General features: G+C 71.5%; 17 protein-coding genes. 6 read left to right on the top strand and 11 right to left on the bottom strand.

Going from position 1 to position 17,965, the window contains the following annotated elements; genetic code table 11:
• Window positions 1-121: 121 nt before the first annotated feature.
• The 6 genes from D3105_RS06920 to D3105_RS06950 form a co-directional block, all read right to left on the bottom strand.
• The gene (locus tag D3105_RS06920) at window positions 122-1,300 is read right to left on the bottom strand and encodes a DUF1266 domain-containing protein (RefSeq protein ID WP_118901016.1); all 1,179 of its coding nucleotides are present in this window, start codon (window positions 1,298-1,300) and stop codon (window positions 122-124) included.
• Window positions 1,301-1,343: 43 nt separating this feature from the next.
• Window positions 1,344-2,018 carry a response regulator gene (locus D3105_RS06925; protein ID WP_118901018.1) on the bottom strand — a complete coding sequence of 225 codons (675 nt, stop codon included), beginning with the start codon at window positions 2,016-2,018 and terminating at the stop codon, window positions 1,344-1,346.
• Window positions 2,015-3,370, bottom strand: a complete 1,356-nt coding sequence (locus D3105_RS06930) for a sensor histidine kinase (RefSeq protein WP_118901020.1) — start codon at window positions 3,368-3,370, stop codon at window positions 2,015-2,017. Before D3105_RS06930 ends, D3105_RS06925 begins: the two co-directional genes overlap by 4 nt.
• Window positions 3,371-3,406: 36 nt before the next feature.
• On the bottom strand, window positions 3,407-4,579 hold the full coding sequence (locus D3105_RS06935) for an acyltransferase family protein (RefSeq protein WP_118901022.1): 1,173 nt from the start codon (window positions 4,577-4,579) through the stop codon (window positions 3,407-3,409).
• The gene (locus D3105_RS06940; RefSeq protein ID WP_118901023.1) at window positions 4,576-5,541 is read right to left on the bottom strand and encodes an alpha/beta hydrolase; all 966 of its coding nucleotides are present in this window, start codon (window positions 5,539-5,541) and stop codon (window positions 4,576-4,578) included. The genes D3105_RS06935 and D3105_RS06940 overlap by 4 nt, the downstream gene beginning before the upstream one ends.
• Before the next feature lie 453 nt (window positions 5,542-5,994).
• Window positions 5,995-6,408, bottom strand: a complete 414-nt coding sequence (locus D3105_RS06950) for a MerR family transcriptional regulator (protein ID WP_118901025.1) — start codon at window positions 6,406-6,408, stop codon at window positions 5,995-5,997.
• A 434-nt stretch (window positions 6,409-6,842) separates the two neighbouring features.
• Here D3105_RS06950 and D3105_RS06955 point away from each other — a divergent pair, with 434 nt between their 5' ends.
• Together D3105_RS06955 and D3105_RS06960 are read left to right on the top strand one after the other, a co-directional pair.
• The gene (locus tag D3105_RS06955; RefSeq protein WP_118901027.1) at window positions 6,843-8,333 is read left to right on the top strand and encodes a SulP family inorganic anion transporter; all 1,491 of its coding nucleotides are present in this window, start codon (window positions 6,843-6,845) and stop codon (window positions 8,331-8,333) included.
• A gap of 95 nt (window positions 8,334-8,428) precedes the next feature.
• On the top strand, window positions 8,429-9,535 hold the full coding sequence (locus D3105_RS06960; protein ID WP_118901029.1) for a hypothetical protein: 1,107 nt from the start codon (window positions 8,429-8,431) through the stop codon (window positions 9,533-9,535).
• Between the two features lie 138 nt (window positions 9,536-9,673).
• Here the strand turns inward: D3105_RS06960 and sodN are convergent, their stop codons facing one another.
• Window positions 9,674-10,069 (bottom strand): superoxide dismutase, Ni, encoded by a 396-nt coding sequence (gene sodN / locus D3105_RS06965; protein ID WP_030579593.1) that lies wholly within the window; start codon window positions 10,067-10,069, stop codon window positions 9,674-9,676.
• A 121-nt stretch (window positions 10,070-10,190) separates the two neighbouring features.
• Here sodN and sodX point away from each other — a divergent pair, with 121 nt between their 5' ends.
• Complete coding sequence (gene sodX / locus D3105_RS06970; protein ID WP_118901031.1) at window positions 10,191-10,688, top strand: nickel-type superoxide dismutase maturation protease; 498 nt, start codon at window positions 10,191-10,193, stop codon at window positions 10,686-10,688.
• On the opposite strand, the gene D3105_RS06975 is transcribed toward sodX, so the two are convergent.
• Window positions 10,601-11,221: a CGNR zinc finger domain-containing protein gene (locus tag D3105_RS06975; protein ID WP_118901033.1), complete on the bottom strand. Its 621-nt coding sequence runs from the start codon at window positions 11,219-11,221 to the stop codon at window positions 10,601-10,603. The genes sodX and D3105_RS06975 overlap by 88 nt on opposite strands.
• Window positions 11,222-11,321: 100 nt before the next feature.
• On the opposite strand from D3105_RS06975, the gene D3105_RS06980 reads away from it, so the two are divergent.
• Window positions 11,322-12,083 (top strand): class I SAM-dependent methyltransferase, encoded by a 762-nt coding sequence (locus D3105_RS06980; RefSeq protein WP_118901035.1) that lies wholly within the window; start codon window positions 11,322-11,324, stop codon window positions 12,081-12,083.
• A gap of 77 nt (window positions 12,084-12,160) precedes the next feature.
• Here D3105_RS06980 and D3105_RS06985 read toward each other — a convergent pair whose 3' ends face one another.
• The 3 genes from D3105_RS06985 to D3105_RS06995 are packed head-to-tail and all read right to left on the bottom strand — an operon-like array spanning window position 12,161 to window position 14,881.
• Complete coding sequence (locus D3105_RS06985) at window positions 12,161-12,925, bottom strand: amino acid ABC transporter ATP-binding protein (protein WP_118901037.1); 765 nt, start codon at window positions 12,923-12,925, stop codon at window positions 12,161-12,163.
• Window positions 12,922-13,890: an amino acid ABC transporter permease gene (locus D3105_RS06990; protein WP_118901039.1), complete on the bottom strand. Its 969-nt coding sequence runs from the start codon at window positions 13,888-13,890 to the stop codon at window positions 12,922-12,924. The genes D3105_RS06985 and D3105_RS06990 overlap by 4 nt, the downstream gene beginning before the upstream one ends.
• Before the next feature lie 28 nt (window positions 13,891-13,918).
• Complete coding sequence (locus D3105_RS06995) at window positions 13,919-14,881, bottom strand: ABC transporter substrate-binding protein (RefSeq protein WP_118901041.1); 963 nt, start codon at window positions 14,879-14,881, stop codon at window positions 13,919-13,921.
• Window positions 14,882-15,405: 524 nt separating this feature from the next.
• On the opposite strand from D3105_RS06995, the gene D3105_RS07000 reads away from it, so the two are divergent.
• Together D3105_RS07000 and D3105_RS07005 are read left to right on the top strand one after the other, a co-directional pair.
• Window positions 15,406-16,659: an NAD(P)-dependent malic enzyme gene (locus tag D3105_RS07000; protein ID WP_118901043.1), complete on the top strand. Its 1,254-nt coding sequence runs from the start codon at window positions 15,406-15,408 to the stop codon at window positions 16,657-16,659.
• 290 nt (window positions 16,660-16,949) lie between these two features.
• A complete protein-coding gene (locus tag D3105_RS07005) occupies window positions 16,950-17,918 on the top strand; it encodes a zinc-binding dehydrogenase (protein ID WP_118901045.1) in 969 nt (322 codons plus the stop codon).
• Window positions 17,919-17,965: the final 47 nt, after the last annotated feature.

The following is a 17,965-nucleotide window of genomic DNA, read 5'->3' on the forward strand; positions in this document are numbered from 1 at the left end:
TCGTGGAGGGGCTGCTCGGTCTCGGACGGCGGGACCCAGGGGGCGGGGGCCCAGGGTGCGGCGGCGGGTGTGCCGGGGGCCGGGGGAGCGGCGTGCGGGTCCGGGGTCGGGTTCATGAGGTTCATGACCAGGGGAGGTTCCGGTAGGGGCCGGCAGGGTCCTGGGTCAGGGTGCGGTGCTCGGCGAGCGACTGTTGGTACGTGGCCTCCGCCGCCTCCGGGCCGTCGTCCTCCGCGCGGTGGACCAGCCGGGCCATGAGGTAGCCGAGGGAGAAGTCCGGCCAGGAGGAGTAGGCGCTCCGGGCGAGTTCGCGGAGGTGCAGGACGTCCTGCTCGGCCTCGTAGGGATCGGTGTACCGGGCGCCGAGCGCGAGCCGTACGACGTTGACCGCCCGGCCGAGGTCGAAGGCGGCCAGGGTGTCGACGCGGCCGTCCGGTGCGAGTGCGCCGTCGGCCCGGAGCCGGTCCTCGAACAGGGCGATGTGGCGCAACGACCGTTCCGCCAGCGCCCGGTCGTCGGCGTCCCGCGCGGTGAACGCCCGGCCCACTGCCTCGGCCCACTCCTCGCCCGTCGGCGTCCGCCCCGTCCGGGTGGCCAGGGTGTGGCGGGTGCGCAGGACGGCCTCCTGGATGCGCCCGACCAGCTGGTTCTTCATCAGCGATGCGAGGCGGTCGCGGTACTCGGCGCGGTGCTGGATGCCCCACGGACGGCGCAGCCGGGCGCGGTCCGTCGCGTAGTCCTCGTAGACGGCGCCGAGCCGGTTCCAGATCAGGCCGTTGGTGACGGCCAGATGGGCACCGAGCGCCAGCCCGTGGGCGAGCGGGCCGTGCAGGGGCCCGCCGCCGTCGGTGAGCAGCATCCCCTGCTCGGGCCCGCCGAGGCGTTCGGCGGCCTTCAGCCAGGCCTTGAGGCGGCCCGGGCGGGCGTCCACCATCGCCGCGTACGGGGTGCCGTGGTTCACCGCCAGCCGGCGCACGTCGTACGGCCAGGTCCGGGCCAGCTCGCCGAGGCCCACCTCGCGGAAGACCCACTCGGGGTGCCAGGGCGGCAGCATTCCCTGGGTCAGGACCGGGACGCAGGTCCGCCGGGTGGCCTCGTCGCGAATGGTGGGCAGCGGGGCCGTCCAGCCGGGGATGTCCGCGTGCAGCCGGGCGACGAGCACGTACAGCCGGGTCCGCGCGAGCAGCTCCACCACTGCGTCGGCGCTCCCGCCCGCGACCGCCGCGGACAGCGCGCGCTCGATCTCCGTGGGCGGCACCGTACCTACGCTCTCTGTTCCTGCCCTGTTCCCCGTTGTCACGGAGCCGATCCTACGAAACGGGCCCAGCGCCCGCCCCGGGCGGTCAGAGACCCGCCGGGCGCACCAGCCCCGACTCGTACGCGAACACCGCCGCCTGGGTCCGGTCGCGGAGGCCCAACTTGACCAGGATCCGTCCCACATGGGTCTTCACCGTCTGCTCGGCGACGATCAGCTGCCGGGCGATCTCGGCGTTCGACAGGCCGCCCGCGATCAGCGTCAGCACCTCCGTCTCGCGTTCGGTCAGATCCCCGACCCGCTCCTTGAGCGGAGCGCGGGGCGCCCCGGCCGTCCGGGAGAACTCCACGATCAGCCGCTTGGTGATGTTCGGGGAGAGCAGTGCGTCCCCGGCCGCCACCACCCTTACGGCATGGGCGAGTTCGTCGGCGGAGGCGTCCTTGAGCAGAAAGCCGGAGGCGCCGGCGCGCAGGGCCTCGTACACGTACTCGTCGAGGTCGAAGGTGGTCAGCACGAGCACCTTCACCGTCGAGCCCTCGGGGGAGGTGATCCGCCGGGTCGCCTCGATCCCGCCCAGCTCGGGCATCCGGATGTCCATCAGGACGACGTCCGGGGCGTGTTCGGCGACCTTGTCGATCGCGTCGAGCCCGTTGACGGCCTGGCCGACGACCTCGATGTCCGGCTCGGCGTTGAGCAGGACGGAGAAGCCCTGGCGGACCATCATCTGGTCGTCGGCGATCACGGCGCGAATGGGTGGAGTCATCGGGCTTCCTCGGTCGTCCGGGTTGTCTGCGTGCTGGTGGGGAGGATCGCGGTGACTTCCCAGCCGCCGTCGGGAGTCGGTCCGGTGGCCAGCTCGCCGCCGAGCATCGCCGCACGTTCGCGCATCCCGAGCAGGCCGTGGCGTACGCCGAGGGAGGGGGCGGACGGGTGCTCCGGCGGGGAGTTGACGACCTGGACGGTCAGTCCGGTGGGCCGGTGGCCGATCACCACCTCGGCGCTCGCCCCGGGCGCGTGGCGCATCACGTTGCTCAGGGACTCCTGCACGATGCGGTAAGCGGACAGCTCGACGCCCGGCGGGAGGGGGCGGGGTTCGCCGGTGGTGCGGAGGGCGACGGCGAGACCGGTCGAGCGCACGGTGGCGACGAGGCCGTCGAGCCCGTCGAGGCCGGGCTGCGGGGCGTGCCGGGTGTCGTCGCCCCGCGCGGGGGCGTCCTCCGAGCGCAGGACGCCCAGCACCCGGCGCAGCTCGGCGAGGGCTTCGAGCGCGTTCTCGCGGATGCCGGTCAGATTCTCCCGCAGCTCGTCGGTGGGGTTCTCCACCAGATGCGGGGCGACCTGGGCCTGGATGGAGATCACCGACATGTGGTGGGCGACCACGTCGTGCAGCTCGCGCGCTATCCGGTTGCGCTCCTCCAGCAGGGTGCGCCGGTCCCGCTCCTCGGCGGTCAACTCGGCCTGCACGACGAGGTCCTTACGGGCGAGGCGCAGGCTGCGCAGTGCGCTGCCGAGCACGGTCGCGGTGGCGAAGACGAGCACGGTCACGGCGAGGCCGGCATGAGGCAGTGCCGGTGTGCGCAGGGCCAGGAACAGCGCGGGCGCCATCGAGAGCGCCAGTGTGGCCACCGCACGGCGGCGCCGGACCCGCAGCGCCAGCAGGAACAGGGCGCCGCCCTGCAGTGCCACTCCTCCGAAGGGGTTGGGATACAGGACCTCGGGGCTCATCGGCAGGCCGTTGACCCACGGGGACGGGTGGTCCTGAGGAGCGGCGGCCACGGTGACCAGGATCGCCACGACCGCCAGCGCCGTCGCCGCCCACCAGGCGCCCACCGGGCGGATCATCCCGGCCACCAGCGCCGCGGACTGTGCGACGGCCACGAGCACCGCCAGGCCGCTGACCTCGGCCCCGTGCGGAGTGAGTTCGACGGTACGGACCGCGGTGAAGCCGACCGCGATGATCACCAGCGCGACGAGGAACACCGGCCGCCACGCCGGCGCATCCGGCTCGCCCATGCGCGGCACCCGGTCGGCGGGCGCCGCCCACAGCTCCTCGTACAGCGCACGCGGCGCACGGCGTACCGCCGCCCGCAGGCGCACCGCTCTCGATGACGTCACGGCCCCACCGCCCCCTCGGCTCCGTTCGTCCACAGATTAGGCACGACGCGCCCACCCCTTCCGCTCGGGGGCGGACTCCCGGACGACGAGGGAGCCCTCGCCGCCGCGCCGCCCGCCCTGCTCGTAACTCCGGAACACCGCCCAGCACCCCAGCAGCGCCAGGGCGAACAGCGGCAGCCAGAGCAGCCGGGCCACCACCCAGCCGGCGTCGTCGGGCACGGTGTGCAGCCCCGGCAGCGGGCCGTCCGCGAGCAGCAGCGCACTCGCCGTCACGACGATCATCGCGGTCTGGTGCCAGAGAAACACGGTCATCGCCGCCAGGTTCACCACCGCCACCACCGCCCACGCGGCGGGCCTGCGCAGCACCCGGCGCAGCCGCCCGAGCAGCAGCAGCGCCGCCCCGCACTGGGCCAGGCCGAAGGCCACGGCGGCCAGCGAGGGCGGGTCCAGATTGGACATCCGGCCGCCCGGAACGCCGACCATGGAGGCCGGATAGCCACCCCACAGCACGAGGGCGACGGTCACCGTCGCCCCGCCGAGCAGCAGCGCCCAGCGGCCCGCCCGGCCGCGCAGCCCGCCCCGGGCGACCAGAGCCCCCAGGCAGTAGGGCACCAGCCACCCCGCGACCACGTTGACCCACCCCAGCTCGCGCGGTCCGCCAAGACCCAGGCGTACGAGGTCGACGTGCAGCACCACCACGAGCGGCCACAGCGGATGCAGCCGCGCCACCAGCGGAGTCAGCGCGGTCAGCGCGGCGAAGACCAGCAGGAACCACAGCGGGGACCAGACCAGCTTGCCCAGCGCCCGGACGGTCGGCTCGCCCACCCCGGCCGCCAGCATCGCCGCAGCCGCGAGCGTCCACACCACCAGCACCGCCGCCACCGGCCGGAACAGCCGCGCCAGCCGGCCGCCCACCCACCGCCCGTACGTCACACCCCGCTTCCGCGCCGAGGCCCAACTCCCCGCCGCCACCACCCCGCCCACCAGGAAGAACACCGCGAGCGTCTGGAAGACCCAGGAGACGGGGGTGAGGTGCGGCATGGCGGTCAGCGGGCTCGCCCCGCGCACCGTGCCGCTGTCGGCGACCAGCGAGGTGACCAGCCAGTGTCCGCCCACCACGCCCAGGATCGCCAGGGCCCGAAGGGCGTCGACGGCCCGGTCGCGGCCGGGCGGGGTGGCGGCCTCGATCCGCGCGACGAGCCCGGTCATCGGGAGGCCCCCAGCGGTGCGGCACCGGCCACGATCCGGGCGAGGTTCGTCAGCGAACGCGAACCGCGCAGCAGATAGTCGCTGTGGCCGCCGTCGCCCGCGTCGAACACCTCGGCCCCGAACTCCGCCGCCACCGGATCGGTCCCGAACCCCACCGTGGCGCCGAACGGCACCCGCACCCGGACATGGGGCACCCGGGCGATCCAGTCGTCACCGCCCCGGCCCGCCCAGACCCGCGCACCGGTGCGCAGCGCGGCCACGCTCTCGGCTCCGACCCCGGGGCTGCCGTAGAGGACGAGAGCGTCGGCCGGGGTCCCGGGCGCGGACCGGGCGCAGATCACCGAACCGTACGAGTGGCAGAGCAGGCTGATCCGGGCGGCGGGCCGCACCGCGCGTACCTCGTCCACCAGCGCCCGCAGCCCCGGTGCGGCCTCGTCGGCGCGCCCGGCCGTCAGGGCGGCCGGGCTGACGGTGGCGGGCGAGCGATAGCCCAGCCAGGCGAGGACGGCCGTGCCCTCGCCCAACTCCTCGCGCAGGGCGGTCGCGTCGCGCCGGAGCCGCCAGTACGCGTCCAGGCCGACACCGGCTCCCGGCACCAGGACCGCGATCCGCCGGGCCGAGGACAGGTCGCCCACGACCTCCACGCTCCGGCCGCCGTCCCGCCCGTCGAAGGACAGGAACTGCCGCCCCGCCGCGGCCATCGCCCGCAGCGAGGCCGCCCGCTTCAGGTCTCCGTGCGCGTCCGCCGCCCGCCCGGCCGCCCGGATGTCCCGCCGGCTGATCGCGTACCGCTCCTCCAGCGCCGCCGGGCTCGCGTCCCGCAACGGCCCGAGCACGGTCGGCGCGGGGGCGGGCACGGCCTCGGGCCGGGCCGCTCCGGACACCGGCACGGCCACCGCGAAGGTGACGAGGGCGGCGAGCAGGGTGCGGCGCAGACGGGGTCTGCGCGGGCGGTCCGCCATGGGGTGAGGTCCTTCCGTACCAGGGGCAACGCGTGCTTCCGGTACAGAAGTTATGAACGGGGGGCGGTAGCCCGCGTCCCGCTGAGGAGTGCACCTGCGGGGTGGCTCTCAGGTATGACACGGGGTATGCGGCACGGGGGCAGCCTGACCCGACAGGTCCTCGCCCAACCGGTGGATCACCTGGTCCGAACCGGCCGGGGCGAGCAGTTCGAGAGGTGGCCCGGCCCACCGCGGGAACTGCGTATCGACCAGCCGCCCGGCCGGCGCGGCATCGATCGAGGGGCGGTGGTCCGGGGTTCTTCCTGACGCCACGGGCAACTCCGTCAGCGGGTCCGCTCCGTGCGGCGGGCGGTCGGATCCATCACATGCCTCGTGGAGCCGCCTGTCGATCGGTCTTCCCGGCCGGCCGCCGTTCTCGCTGCGCGGCCCCACCGGCCTCTGCGGGAACCGTCGTCAGGCTCGGTCGGCGTGAGCGTCCCGTTCCAGGCGGGCGCGCAGGGTGCCTTCGAAGTCCTCGGCGCGGGACAGCTGGACGCGGAGCTTCTCGACCTGCTCGGCGGCTTCCTGCTGGTAGGCGCGGACGCGTTCCAGGAGGGCTTCGCGCTCGTCGGCACGGAGGGGGGTGTCGGCGTCGAGGCGATCGGTGGCGTCGAGCAGGTCGCGCATCTGGTCCAGGGTGAAGCCGAGCGGCTTCATCCGGCGGATGACCATGAGGCGGGCGACGTCGGTCTCGGTGTAGAGGCGGAAGCCGCCCCGGGAGCGGGCGGAGGGGACGACGAGGCCGGTCTCCTCGTAGTGGCGGATGGTCCGCAGGGAGAGTTCGGTCCGTGCGGCGACCTCGCCGATCTGCATGTGCTTCCCGTCCACGCCCGTGATCCCCTGGCCCTTCTCCTTCGTCGGCGGCCTCGGCCCCGGTGGGCTACGCCGCCGATCTCTACCCTAACGTTAGGGTAGAGTTGTTGGTGGCGACGGCGGCGTTCCGCAGCCCCGCCCTTGCCGTGCCCGGGGTCGATGACGCCCCCGGCGAAGTACCGATTCTTGCAGGAGAGAAGCGTGCGCGAGTCCATGACGCATGGCGCCGCCGCCTGCCCGCCGTGACGCTTCGCCTTCGGACGTGACCCTGGCCGCGTCGGCGGCCGTTCCCGGCACCGTCCCCCATTCGCCTTCCGGCGCCGTATGCCGCGGCGCCGCCCGCGGGGTTCCGGCCTGGCTCCTCCGCGCCCTCCCGCACGTCCCGGCCTGCCGAACGGGCGTGCCCGAGCACGACAGGTTCCGCTCCCTTGTCTTCTGCCGCCACTGCTGTGTCCCCGGCCGCGCGCCTGCGTGGCCTGAAGCCCGACTGGATCTCCGACCCGAAGGTCTGGCGGACGGAGGTCCTGGCCGGCCTGGTCGTCGCCCTCGCGCTGATTCCCGAGGCCATCTCGTTCTCGATCATCGCGGGCGTGGATCCGGCGATCGGCCTGTTCGCCTCCTTCACCATGGCCGTCGTCATCTCGGTCGTCGGTGGCCGTCGGGCGATGATCTCCGCCGCGACCGGTGCCGTCGCCCTGGTGATCGCGCCTCTGAACCGGGAGCACGGCTTCGGCTACCTCGTCGCCGCCGTTGTCCTCGCCGGTGTCTTCCAGGTCGTTCTGGGCGCGCTGGGCGTGGCGAAACTGATGAGGTTCATCCCGCGCTCGGTGATGGTCGGTTTCGTCAACTCCCTTGCCATCCTGATCTTCATGGCCCAGATCCCGGAGATGCGCGACGTCCCGTGGGCCGTCTACCCGCTGATCGCCGGCGGTCTGGCGCTCATGGTCCTCTTCCCGAAACTCACCACAGTGATCCCGGCGCCGCTGGTCTCCATCGTCATCCTCACCGTGATCACCGTCGGCGCGGCCATCGCTGTGCCGACCGTGGGTGACAAGGGGGAACTGCCGGCCTCCCTGCCCGTGCCGGGCCTGCCGGACGTTCCGTTCACACTGGACACGCTGACGACGATCGCCCCGTACGCGTTCGCGATGGCGCTGGTCGGCCTGATGGAGTCGCTGATGACGGCCAAGCTGGTCGACGACATCACCGACACCCACTCGAACAAGACGCGCGAGTCCATCGGTCAGGGCATCGCCAACATCGTCACCGGCTTCTTCGGCGGCATGGGCGGCTGCGCCATGATCGGCCAGACGATGATCAACGTGAAGGTGTCCGGCGCCCGCACCCGCCTCTCCACCTTCCTCGCCGGTGCGTTCCTGATGGTGCTGTGCATCGCCTTCGGCCCGGTCGTCTCCGACATCCCCATGGCCGCCCTGGTCGCGGTCATGGTCATGGTGTCGTTCGCGACCTTCGACTGGCACTCCATCGCCCCGGGGACCCTCCGGCGGATGCCCGCCGGGGAGATCGCCGTCATGGTGATCACCGTCGCCGCAGTCGTCGCCACCCACAACCTCGCCGTCGGCGTCGTCCTGGGCTCCGTCACCGCCATGGTCATCTTCGCCAGGCGGGTCGCCCGCCTCGCCGAGGTCACCGCCGTCGTCGATCCCGACGGCAGGACGGTGGTCTACCGGGTGACCGGCGAGCTGTTCTTCGCCTCCTCCAACGACCTGGTGGGCCTGTTCGACTACGCCACCGACCCGGACAAGGTGATCATCGACTTGAGTTCGGCACACATCTGGGACGCCTCTTCCGTCGCCGCCCTCGACGCGATCGAGACCAAGTACGCCCGGCGTGGCAAGACCGTGGAGATCACCGGGCTCAACACATCGAGCGCCCACCTGCACGGCAAGCTCAGCGGCGAACTGGCCGCCGGTCACTGAAGTCGGCTTGAGGGGCCCGGGCCCAGCCGCCGGGGTCCTCCGCTGCTCGGGCGCCTCACGTGGGAAGATGCGTCTGTTTCTCGGACGGAGGGCGTTTGTTCGTTTTCGTGTGTGCGGGATGCGGCGCCGAGGTGACCGCCCCGGTGTCCCAGGTCGCACTGCCCGTCCACGCCCGTCAGAGGTACGGGAACGGGGTCCAGCTTCCGGTGCTCGTGCGGGCCGGGACGTTCGCCGTGGACCCGGAGCCCTGGGGCGGGCCGTGGCGGATGTGGGACGAGGTCGAACCGGACGAGGCGGAGGCGCGCGGGATCCACGCACCGGTCCCCGCCCTGTCCGACGGCCCGCCCGGGGCCGTCGTCATCGCGCCCGGTGATGCCCGGGGAACCCGGCTGATCCCCGAGAAGCGCGGTGGTTCCTGCTGCGGCCTCGACGGAGCCGACGGGCCCAACATGGCCTGCGAGACATGCGATTCCCCCGTGGCGACCCGCGTCGACGACTGCTCGCTCTGGCAGGCGGTACGGCTCGGCCCTGACGCCGTGCACCGCGTCCCCGTCGACGGAGCCCGCCCCGCACCCCTCTCGTGGGCCGAGCTGGCGGAGACGTGGGAGGCGACGCCCCTGTTCGACCCGATCGCCACGTGGGGCGGGCGGTCGGGGGCGAACCACTACTGGTCGTGGAACCCGCCGTGGGAGGCGGCGGCCGGACATGCGCTCGCCCACCTGCTGGTGGCCTCCGAGGGGCAGGCGGTGAGGGTCCCCGACGGGGTGGCAACGGACGTGTTCCAACGAGCGCTCGACGCTCTGTTGCCCGCAGGCGCCCCGAAGCGGCGTGCCGCCCTGGCCGGACCGGAACTGCCTGCCCCCGAGGCGGAAGCCGACATCCTCCTCGTACCGATCCACCCCCGGACGGGCCGGACCTGGGCCCCTGAGGGACCGGCCGCCTCGGCCTACCTGGTGCCCCTGCCGCTGGGAGTGTGGCTGACGCTGGTCTCGCCCCCGCCGTACCTGCCGGTTCCGGCGTCCGGCCGCATGCCGCGAGACGTACTGCGCGACGACCCACTCCCTCTGCTTCCCTACTGGCCGTTCCGGGCCGACCGGCGAACGTTCGAGCACACCTTGGTCCGGCTGCCGGCCGTGCGCAGCCCGTGGCTGCGCGCGCTCCTCGAGAGCCACGGGCGCGACGGCTCGGCCGTCCTCGGGTGAGCGGCTGTCCCGTCAACAGAGCCGGAAACCACCGCACCCGGCCCGCCATGGACGCCATGCTCGGCGACCTGCGGACCGGGTGCGGACCGGTAGGCGACATGACCAGCGAAACCGCAGGTCAGAAGGCCCAACCAGAGATCAGGCCTTCTTGGTCTCCCAGAAGATCCGGTCGACCTCGGCGATCAGGTCCAGCGCCTTCTGGCCCGTCTTCGGGTCGTTCGAGCCCTTGGCCGCGGAGAGCGCCTTCAGGGTGTCGTTGACCAGCTGGTGCAGCTCCGGGTACTTCTCGAAGTGCGGGGGCTTGAAGTAGTCGCTCCAGAGCACCGAGATGTGGTGCTTCGCGAGCTCGGCGCGCTGCTCCTTGATCAGGATGGCGCGGGTGCGGAAGTCCGCGTCCTCGTTGGCCTGGTACTTCTCCTGGACGGCCTTGACCGACTCGGCCTCGATGCGGGCCTGGGCCGGGTCGTACACGCCGCAGGGCAGGTCGCAGTGGGCGCTGACCTTCACCTTGGGGGCAAACAGGCGGGAAAGCATGGAGCTGTCCTCCTCGTGATCGTCTTCTCAGGTGGGACATTACTCCGTGGAGCGCCGCTTTCCGTGGCTGCCCCAGGGGCTTAGGTCAAAAGTCCGGTGTGAGAATCGGGCCGTCGGCCGAATGTACGGGGCGGTCCGCGGAAGGGTGTCCTACGGGACGGTGAAGGAGGAGGAGCGAGCGGTGGCGCAGATGCCGGAGCGGCGACAGGTGTCCGGGGGCGGGCGGGTGACGCGGCGTCCGTTGCGGGTGGTGGAGGTGACGGGCCCTTCGATGGTGCCCACGCTCTACCACGGCGATCTGCTGCTCGTGCAGTACGGCGTGCCCGTCCGCCCCGGTGACGTGGTCATTCTGCGGCACCCCTTCCAGCAGGACCTGCTGGTGGTCAAACGGGCCGTCGAACGGCGGCCCGGCGGCTGGTGGGTGCGCGGCGACAACACGTTCGCGGGCGGAGACAGCACGGACTACGGAGTTGTGCCCGAGGAGCTCGTCCTGGCCCGGGTGCGGGCCCGCTACCGGCCCCTGGCGAAGGGTCAGCGGTCGGTGACGGCGGTGCTCGGCTGGGCGGTCTCCGCGCTGCGGCCGGTGCGGTCGGCCTCCTCGCGCTTGCGGGCCCGGTAGGCGGCCACGTTCGCGCGTGTCGCGCAGCGGTCCGAGCAGTAGCGCCGGGACCGGTTGGTGGAGGTGTCCAGGTACGCGTTGCGGCAGGGGGCCGCCTCGCACAGGCCGAGCCGGTCCACGCCGTGCCCGGTGAGATGGAAGGCCAGGCCCATCGCCGCGATGGCCGCGTAGCCCGCGGTCGCGTTCGACGGGTGGTCGGCCAGGTGCATGTGCCAGTCCGGCCTGCCGTCCTCGTCCCGGAAGTCGTGCCCCGAGATCTGCGGGCTCACCGGGAACTCCAGCAGCAGCGAGTTCAGCAGATCGACCGCGAGCGTCTCGTCGCCGTCGTCCGCCGCTTCGAAGACCGCGCGCAGCCGTGCCCGTACGGAACGGAACCGGGTCACGTCCGCCTCCGTCGCCCGCCGCGCCGCCTGCTGGCTGCCGCCGAACAGCTCCCGGACCGCCTCGACGGAGGTGAGCGTGTCCTTGTTACGGGCCGGCTCCTCGGTGTTGACCAGGCGCACGGCGTAGTCCGAGTAAGAGGCCAGTTCCACTTGTAGTCCTTACGGCGTCGGTCTAGAGTCGGGGCATCGACCAGTGTAATGGTCGAGGTGGGTTGATGGGCATTACGGCAAGCTTGATGTGGAGGTTGACGTGACGGAGACGGCTACAGGCACCGACTGGCAGTCCTGGCAGGAGAGCTGGGACCGGCAGCAGGAGTGGTACATGCCCGACCGCGAGGAGCGGTTCCGGGTGATGCTGGACATGGTCGAGGCGGTCGTCGGACCGGAACCGCGGGTCCTCGACCTCGCGTGCGGTACGGGAAGTATTACGGACCGGCTCCTCAAGCGGTTCCCGAACGCCACGAGTACCGGCGTCGATCTCGACCCCGCGCTCCTGGCCATCGCCCGCGGCACCTTCGACGGCGACGACCGGGTCAGCTTCGTCACCGCCGACCTCAAGGACCCGGACTGGACCACCCGGCTGCCCCACACCTCGTACGATGCCGTCCTCACTGCCACCGCCCTGCACTGGCTGCACAGCGAGCCGCTGGCCGTCCTGTACGGGCAGCTCGGCGGGCTGGTCCGGGACGGCGGCGTCTTCATGAACGCCGACCGCACCATCGACCCGGCCACCCCGCGCATCAACGCCGCCGAGCGCGCCCACCGGCACGCCGCGATGGACCGCGCCAAGGCCGCGGGCGCCCTGGACTGGGCCGAGTGGTGGGCCGTCGCCGCGAAGGACCCCGTCCTCGCCGGGCCCACCGCCGAGCGGTTCGCGATCTACGGCGAGCACGCGGACGGCGACATGCCCTCCGCCGACTGGCACGCCCGCACGCTGCTGGCCTCCGGTTTCGGTGAGGCCCGCGCGGTCTGGGCGTCCCCCTCGGACAGCCTGGTCCTCGCGGTGAAGTAGGGCGCGGGAGGGAAAAGCGAGGGCGGTACGGACCCGTGTCCGTACCGCCCTCTCCCGTATCGGTCCTCAGCCCGCCGCTACAGCACCTTCGACAGGAACGACTTCGTCCGGTCGTGCTGCGGGTTGGTCAGCACCTCGCGCGGGTGGCCCGACTCGACCACCACGCCGTCGTCCATGAAGACCAGCGCGTCGCCCACCTCGCGGGCGAAGCCCATCTCGTGGGTGACGACGATCATCGTCATGCCGTCCTCGGCGAGGCCCCGCATGACGTCCAGGACGTCGCCGACCAGCTCCGGGTCGAGCGCGGAGGTCGGCTCGTCGAAGAGCATCAGCTTCGGCTCCATCGCCAGCGCGCGGGCGATGGCCACGCGCTGCTGCTGGCCGCCGGAGAGCTGCGAGGGGTAGTTCTTCGCCTTGTCGCCGAGACCCACCCGGTCCAGCAGCTTCTCGGCGCGGGCCCGGGCCACGGCCTTGGCCTCGCCCTTGACCTGGATCGGCGCCTCCATGACGTTCTCCAGCGCCGTCATGTGCGGGAACAGGTTGAAGCGCTGGAAGACCATGCCGATGTCACGGCGCTGGAGGGCGACCTCGCTGTCCTTCAGCTCGTAGAGCCTGTCGCCCTTCTGCCGGTAGCCGACCAGCTCGCCGTCGACCGAGAGCCGGCCGGCGTTGATCTTCTCCAGGTGGTTGATGCACCGCAGGAAGGTCGACTTGCCGGAGCCGGACGGGCCGATCAGGCAGAACACCTCACGCGGGGCGACCTCCAGGTCGATGCCCTTGAGGATGTGGGCGGCGCCGAAGGACTTGTGGACGCCCTCGGCCTTCACCATGGGGGTGGTCATGCGGAGACACCTCCGGAGGGCCGGTTGCTGAACGCGGCGAGGTTGACCTTGACGCGCTGCCACGGGGTGAGCGGCAGCGAACGCAGCGAGCCGCGGGCGTAACGGCGCTCCAGGTAGTACTGGCCGACGCTGAACACGCTGGTCATCACGATGTACCAGATGGACGCGACGAACAGCATCTCCATCACCGCGTACGACGTGGAGCCGATCTGCGAGGTGGAGCGGAGCAGTTCGTTGTACGTGACCGCGTAGACGAGCGACGAGGTCTTCAGCATGTTGATGAACTCGTTGCCGGTCGGCGGGATGATCACCCGCAGCGCCTGCGGGAGGACCACGCGGCGCATGGTCTTCGCCTGGGTCATGCCCAGCGCGTGCGAGGCCTCGGTCTGGCCCTCGTCGACCGACTGGATGCCCGCGCGGCAGATCTCCGCCATGTAGGCGGCCTCGTTCAGGGCGAGCCCCAGCAGGGCGCACATGAACGGGGTCATGACGTCCGTCATCTCGTCCTTGTAGATGAACGGGATGTTCAGGACAGGGAAGATCAGCGCCAGGTTGAACCAGAGCAGCAGCTGTACGTAGACCGGGGTGCCCCGGAAGAACCAGATGTACAGCCAGGCCACCCAGCTGGTGACCGGGTTCTTCGACAGCCGCATCACGGCGAGCACGACGCCGAGGATCACGCCGAGCACCATCGCGAGGACGCTGATCAGCAGGGTGCGGCCCGCACCGGCGACGACGTTCTCGTCGAACAGCTTGTCGCCGACGGCCTGCCACTGGATGTTGCCCTGTGAGAAGGCGTACCCGAGGGCGACGAGGAGGCCGATGACCACGGCGCCGCTGATCCAACGGCCGACATGGCGGACGGGAATGGCCTTGATGTTCTCCGGGGCCGTGGTGGCGGCCTTGGAGACGGACACCTGGCCGGCCGGTGAGGCGGCGGGTGTCTTGTCGAACTTGTCAGTCATCGTGACTGCCCTTCGGTGAAGCGTCCGGTCACTTGCCGCCGTTGATGGCGGCCTTGTCGATCGCTCCCGTGCCGGCGCCCCACTTGTCGAGCACCTTCTGGTACGAACCGTCGGCGATGATCGCGTCGACGGCCTCCTTCAGGGCGTCGCGCAGGCCGGTGTTGGACTTCTTGACGGCGATGCCGAACGGGCCGGCGTCGACCTGCTCGCCCACGACCTCGAACGCGTTGCCGCCGTCGGCCTTGCGGGCCAGGTCGACCGCGACCGGGTAGTCGTTGACACCGGCGACCGCGCCGCCGGACTTCACGCGGGTCTGGGCCTCGGTGTCGTTCTCGAAGGACTCGATCTTGATGGCCTTCTCGCCGCCGTCCGTGCAGGCCTTCGACTGCTTCTTGAGGGCCTCCTCGTACGTGGTGCCGCGCTGCACCGCCGCGGGCTTGCCGCACAGGTCCTCGATGGACTTGATGTTCTGCGGGTTGCCCTTCTTGGTGTACACGGCCGTACCGGCGAGGAAGTAGTCGACGAAGTCGACGCCCTCGCCCAGCTTCTTGCCGGAGTCGTCCAGACCCTCCTGGCGCTGCTTGTTGTCCGTGATCGACGACATCGCGATGTCGTGGCGGCCGGAGTTCAGGGCGGTGATGAGGCCGTCGAAGGAACCCGAGGTGAACTCGAACTTCACGCCGAGCTGCTTGCCGAGCGCGTCGGCCAGATCGGGGTCGACACCCACGATCTTGCCGTTCTCCACGGACTCCATCGGGGCGTATTCGGCATTCGTGCCGACCTTGATCACACCGGACTTCTGGTACTTCTCCGGCAGCTTCGAGAAGAGCGGGGCGCCGCTCTTGGTCTCCTTGCCGCTGCCGCTCTCCTGGGACGCGCTGTCGGTCTGGTCGCCACAGGCGGTGAGCAGCAGGGAGCCGGCGACCGCGATGGCGCCGATCGCCGCAATCCGGGACTTCGCGGTCGTACGACGCGTGATGCTTGCGGTCATGTCGGGATCCTCCGGCAGGTGAGGGTGAGGCGCTGGTGGGCGGCTTGGCACGCACCTTCGAGTGTCGCCACCTTGTGTGATGACGGCATCCTGCCATTCGGACTGGCCCATTCAGGGGTCCTGCCATGTCAAAATCGGATAACGGGCGACCCCCGAACATCAACGGCCGATACCTCGGGACCGGACCTTCTGTGGGGATTCATTCCTCACGCCGGAGAATCTTCGGCACGTCTCGACTGGTGGACGGCATTTATACCGGTTTGCCGACTTGTCCAGATATTCGACTATGAGTCACGTCACCGCGTCGATATGGACTCGTCCGTAACACCGTTCGTCCGGTAAGAAAGACGTTTACACCCCTCATCCGGGGCTCAGGGCGCGTGTGCGGCGCGCCCGCGCGTACGTACCTCTCCCTGCCAGGGCGGGCCAACCGCTCGGTGCGGGGCACGTACGCGGTGCCCGCCCACCCCTCCTCAACCAGGAGTGGCCACCCTCAAACGATGAAGACTTAAGGGGTCAACACCATGGCAGCGGAGATCGTCAATCCTCGCAGCGACAGCACCATCGACAGCGCCACCGACCGTGGCATCGAGCGCACGAGCGCGGCGGACACCGGGGCCGACGAGCCCTTCGATCCGGCCTTCGCCCTCCACCGGGGCGGGAAGATGGCCGTGCAGGCCACCGTCCCGATCCGGGACAAGGACGACCTCTCCCTGGCGTACACGCCCGGAGTGGCGAAAGTGTGCAGCGCCATCGCCGACAACCCCGAGCTCGTCCACGACTACACCTGGAAGTCGCAGGTCGTGGCCGTCGTGACGGACGGCACCGCCGTGCTCGGCCTCGGCGACATCGGGCCCGAGGCGTCCCTCCCCGTGATGGAGGGCAAGGCCATCCTCTTCAAGCAGTTCGGCGGCGTCGACGCGGTGCCGATCGCGCTCGCGACCACCGACGCCGACGAGATCGTCGACACCGTCGTCCGGCTCGCCCCCTCCTTCGGCGGGGTCAACCTGGAGGACATCTCGGCGCCCCGCTGCTTCGAGATCGAGCGCAAGCTCCAGGAGCGGCTGGACATCCCGGTCTTCCACGACGACCAGCACGGCACCGCGGTCGTCACGCTGGCCGCCCTGCGCAACGCCGCGAAGCTCTCCGGGCGGACGCTCGGCGATCTGCGCGGTGTCATCTCCGGCGCGGGCGCGGCGGGCGTGGCCATCGCCAAGTTCCTGCTGGAGGCGGGGATCGGCGACATCGCGGTGGCCGACCGCAAGGGCATCGTCAGCCGCGACCGCGACGACCTCACCGAGGTCAAGCGCGAGCTGGCGGAGCTGACGAACCGGGCGGGCCTGTCCGGTTCGCTGGAGCAGGCGCTCGCCGGTGCGGACGTCTTCATCGGCGTCTCCGGCGGTACGGTCCCGGAGGCGGCGGTGGCCTCGATGGCGCCCGGCGCTTACGTCTTCGCGATGGCCAACCCGAATCCGGAGGTCCACCCGGAGGTCGCGCACAAGTACGCGGCCGTCGTGGCGACCGGGCGGTCCGACTTCCCGAACCAGATCAACAACGTGCTGGCGTTCCCGGGGATCTTCGCGGGTGCGCTGCAGGTGCGGGCCTCGCGGATCACGGAGGGCATGAAGATCGCCGCGGCGAACGCGCTGGCCGACGTGGTCGGCGATGAGCTGGCGGCGGATTACGTGATCCCGTCGCCGTTCGACGAGCGGGTCGCGCCGGCGGTTACCGCTGCGGTGGCCGCCGCCGCGCGGGCGGAGGGTGTGGCTCGGCGCTGAGGCTGTTGCCGAGCGGTGCGTGATGGGCGGGGCCTGCAGCGGTACGGGCCCCGCCTTTGCGTTTCCCCCGTGCAGCGATCACCCCAAGCCCCTGCGGCGATTGAGGCCTGCACCACTGAGCCTCTCGGGCGATTGGGGAGCGGGGTCCGGGGCAGCGCCCCGGGGGCTCCGCCCCCAGGCCCCCGCTCCTCAATCGCCGCAGGGGCTCAATGGTGCGGGCCCACCCCAGTTGGTGTGCGTCACACGGGGAGGCGGTTACGTGGGCGCCCCGCCCCGCCTATCGTCGAGCCATGTTCGCCGCCTACGCAGCCCGCATCGACCCCGACCAGCCCCTCACCGGCCTGGAGCTGGGTGATCGCCCGGCCCCCGAGGCGCGTCCCGGGTGGAGCACCGTCACCGTCCGGGCCGCCTCCCTCAACCACCACGACCTCTGGTCCCTGCGCGGCGTCGGCCTGTCGCAGGACCGGCTGCCGATGATCCTCGGCTGCGACGCGGCCGGCGTCGACCTGGACGGCAACGAGGTCGTCCTGCACTCCGTCATCGGGCAGTCCGGGCACGGCGTCGGGCCCGACGAGCCGCGCTCCATCCTCACCGAGCGCTACCAGGGCACCTTCGCCGAGCAGGTCACCGTCCCCACCTGGAACGTCCTGCCCAAGCCGAAGGAGCTCAGCTTTGCCGAGGCCGCCTGTCTGCCGACCGCCTGGCTCACCGCGTACCGGATGCTGTTCACCAACGCCGGGGTGCGGCCCGGGGACTCCGTGCTCGTCCAGGGCGCCGGCGGCGGGGTCGCCACCGCAGCGATCGTGCTCGGGAAGGCCGCCGGGCTCCGGGTCTTCGCGACCAGCCGGGACAAGGCCAAGCGCGAGCGGGCGGTCGAACTCGGCGCGCTGGAGGCGTACGAGCCCGGCGCCCGGCTTCCGCAGCGCGTGGACGCCGTCATCGAGACCGTGGGGGCCGCCACCTGGTCCCACTCCGTGAAGTCGCTGCGCCCCGGCGGCACCCTCGTCATCTCCGGGGCCACCAGCGGCGACCGGCCCACGCACGCCGAGCTGACCCGGATCTTCTTCCTGGAGCTGAAGGTCGTCGGCTCCACCATGGGGTCCAAGGACGAGCTGGAGGACCTGCTCGCGTTCTGCGCCACCACCGGTGTGCGCCCGGTCATCGACGAGGTGCTGCCGCTCGACCGGGCCCGTGAAGGGTTCCGACGACTGGAGTCCGGCGACCTGTTCGGGAAGATCGTGCTCACGCCGACCTCCTAGGACCGACAAGAACCCGCCCCCTCCGCATACTTGAACAAGTCTCAGCT

Origin of the sequence: Streptomyces globisporus (genome assembly GCF_003501885.1) — a bacterium.
Classification (GTDB): Bacteria; Actinomycetota; Actinomycetes; order Streptomycetales; family Streptomycetaceae; genus Streptomyces; species Streptomyces globisporus_D.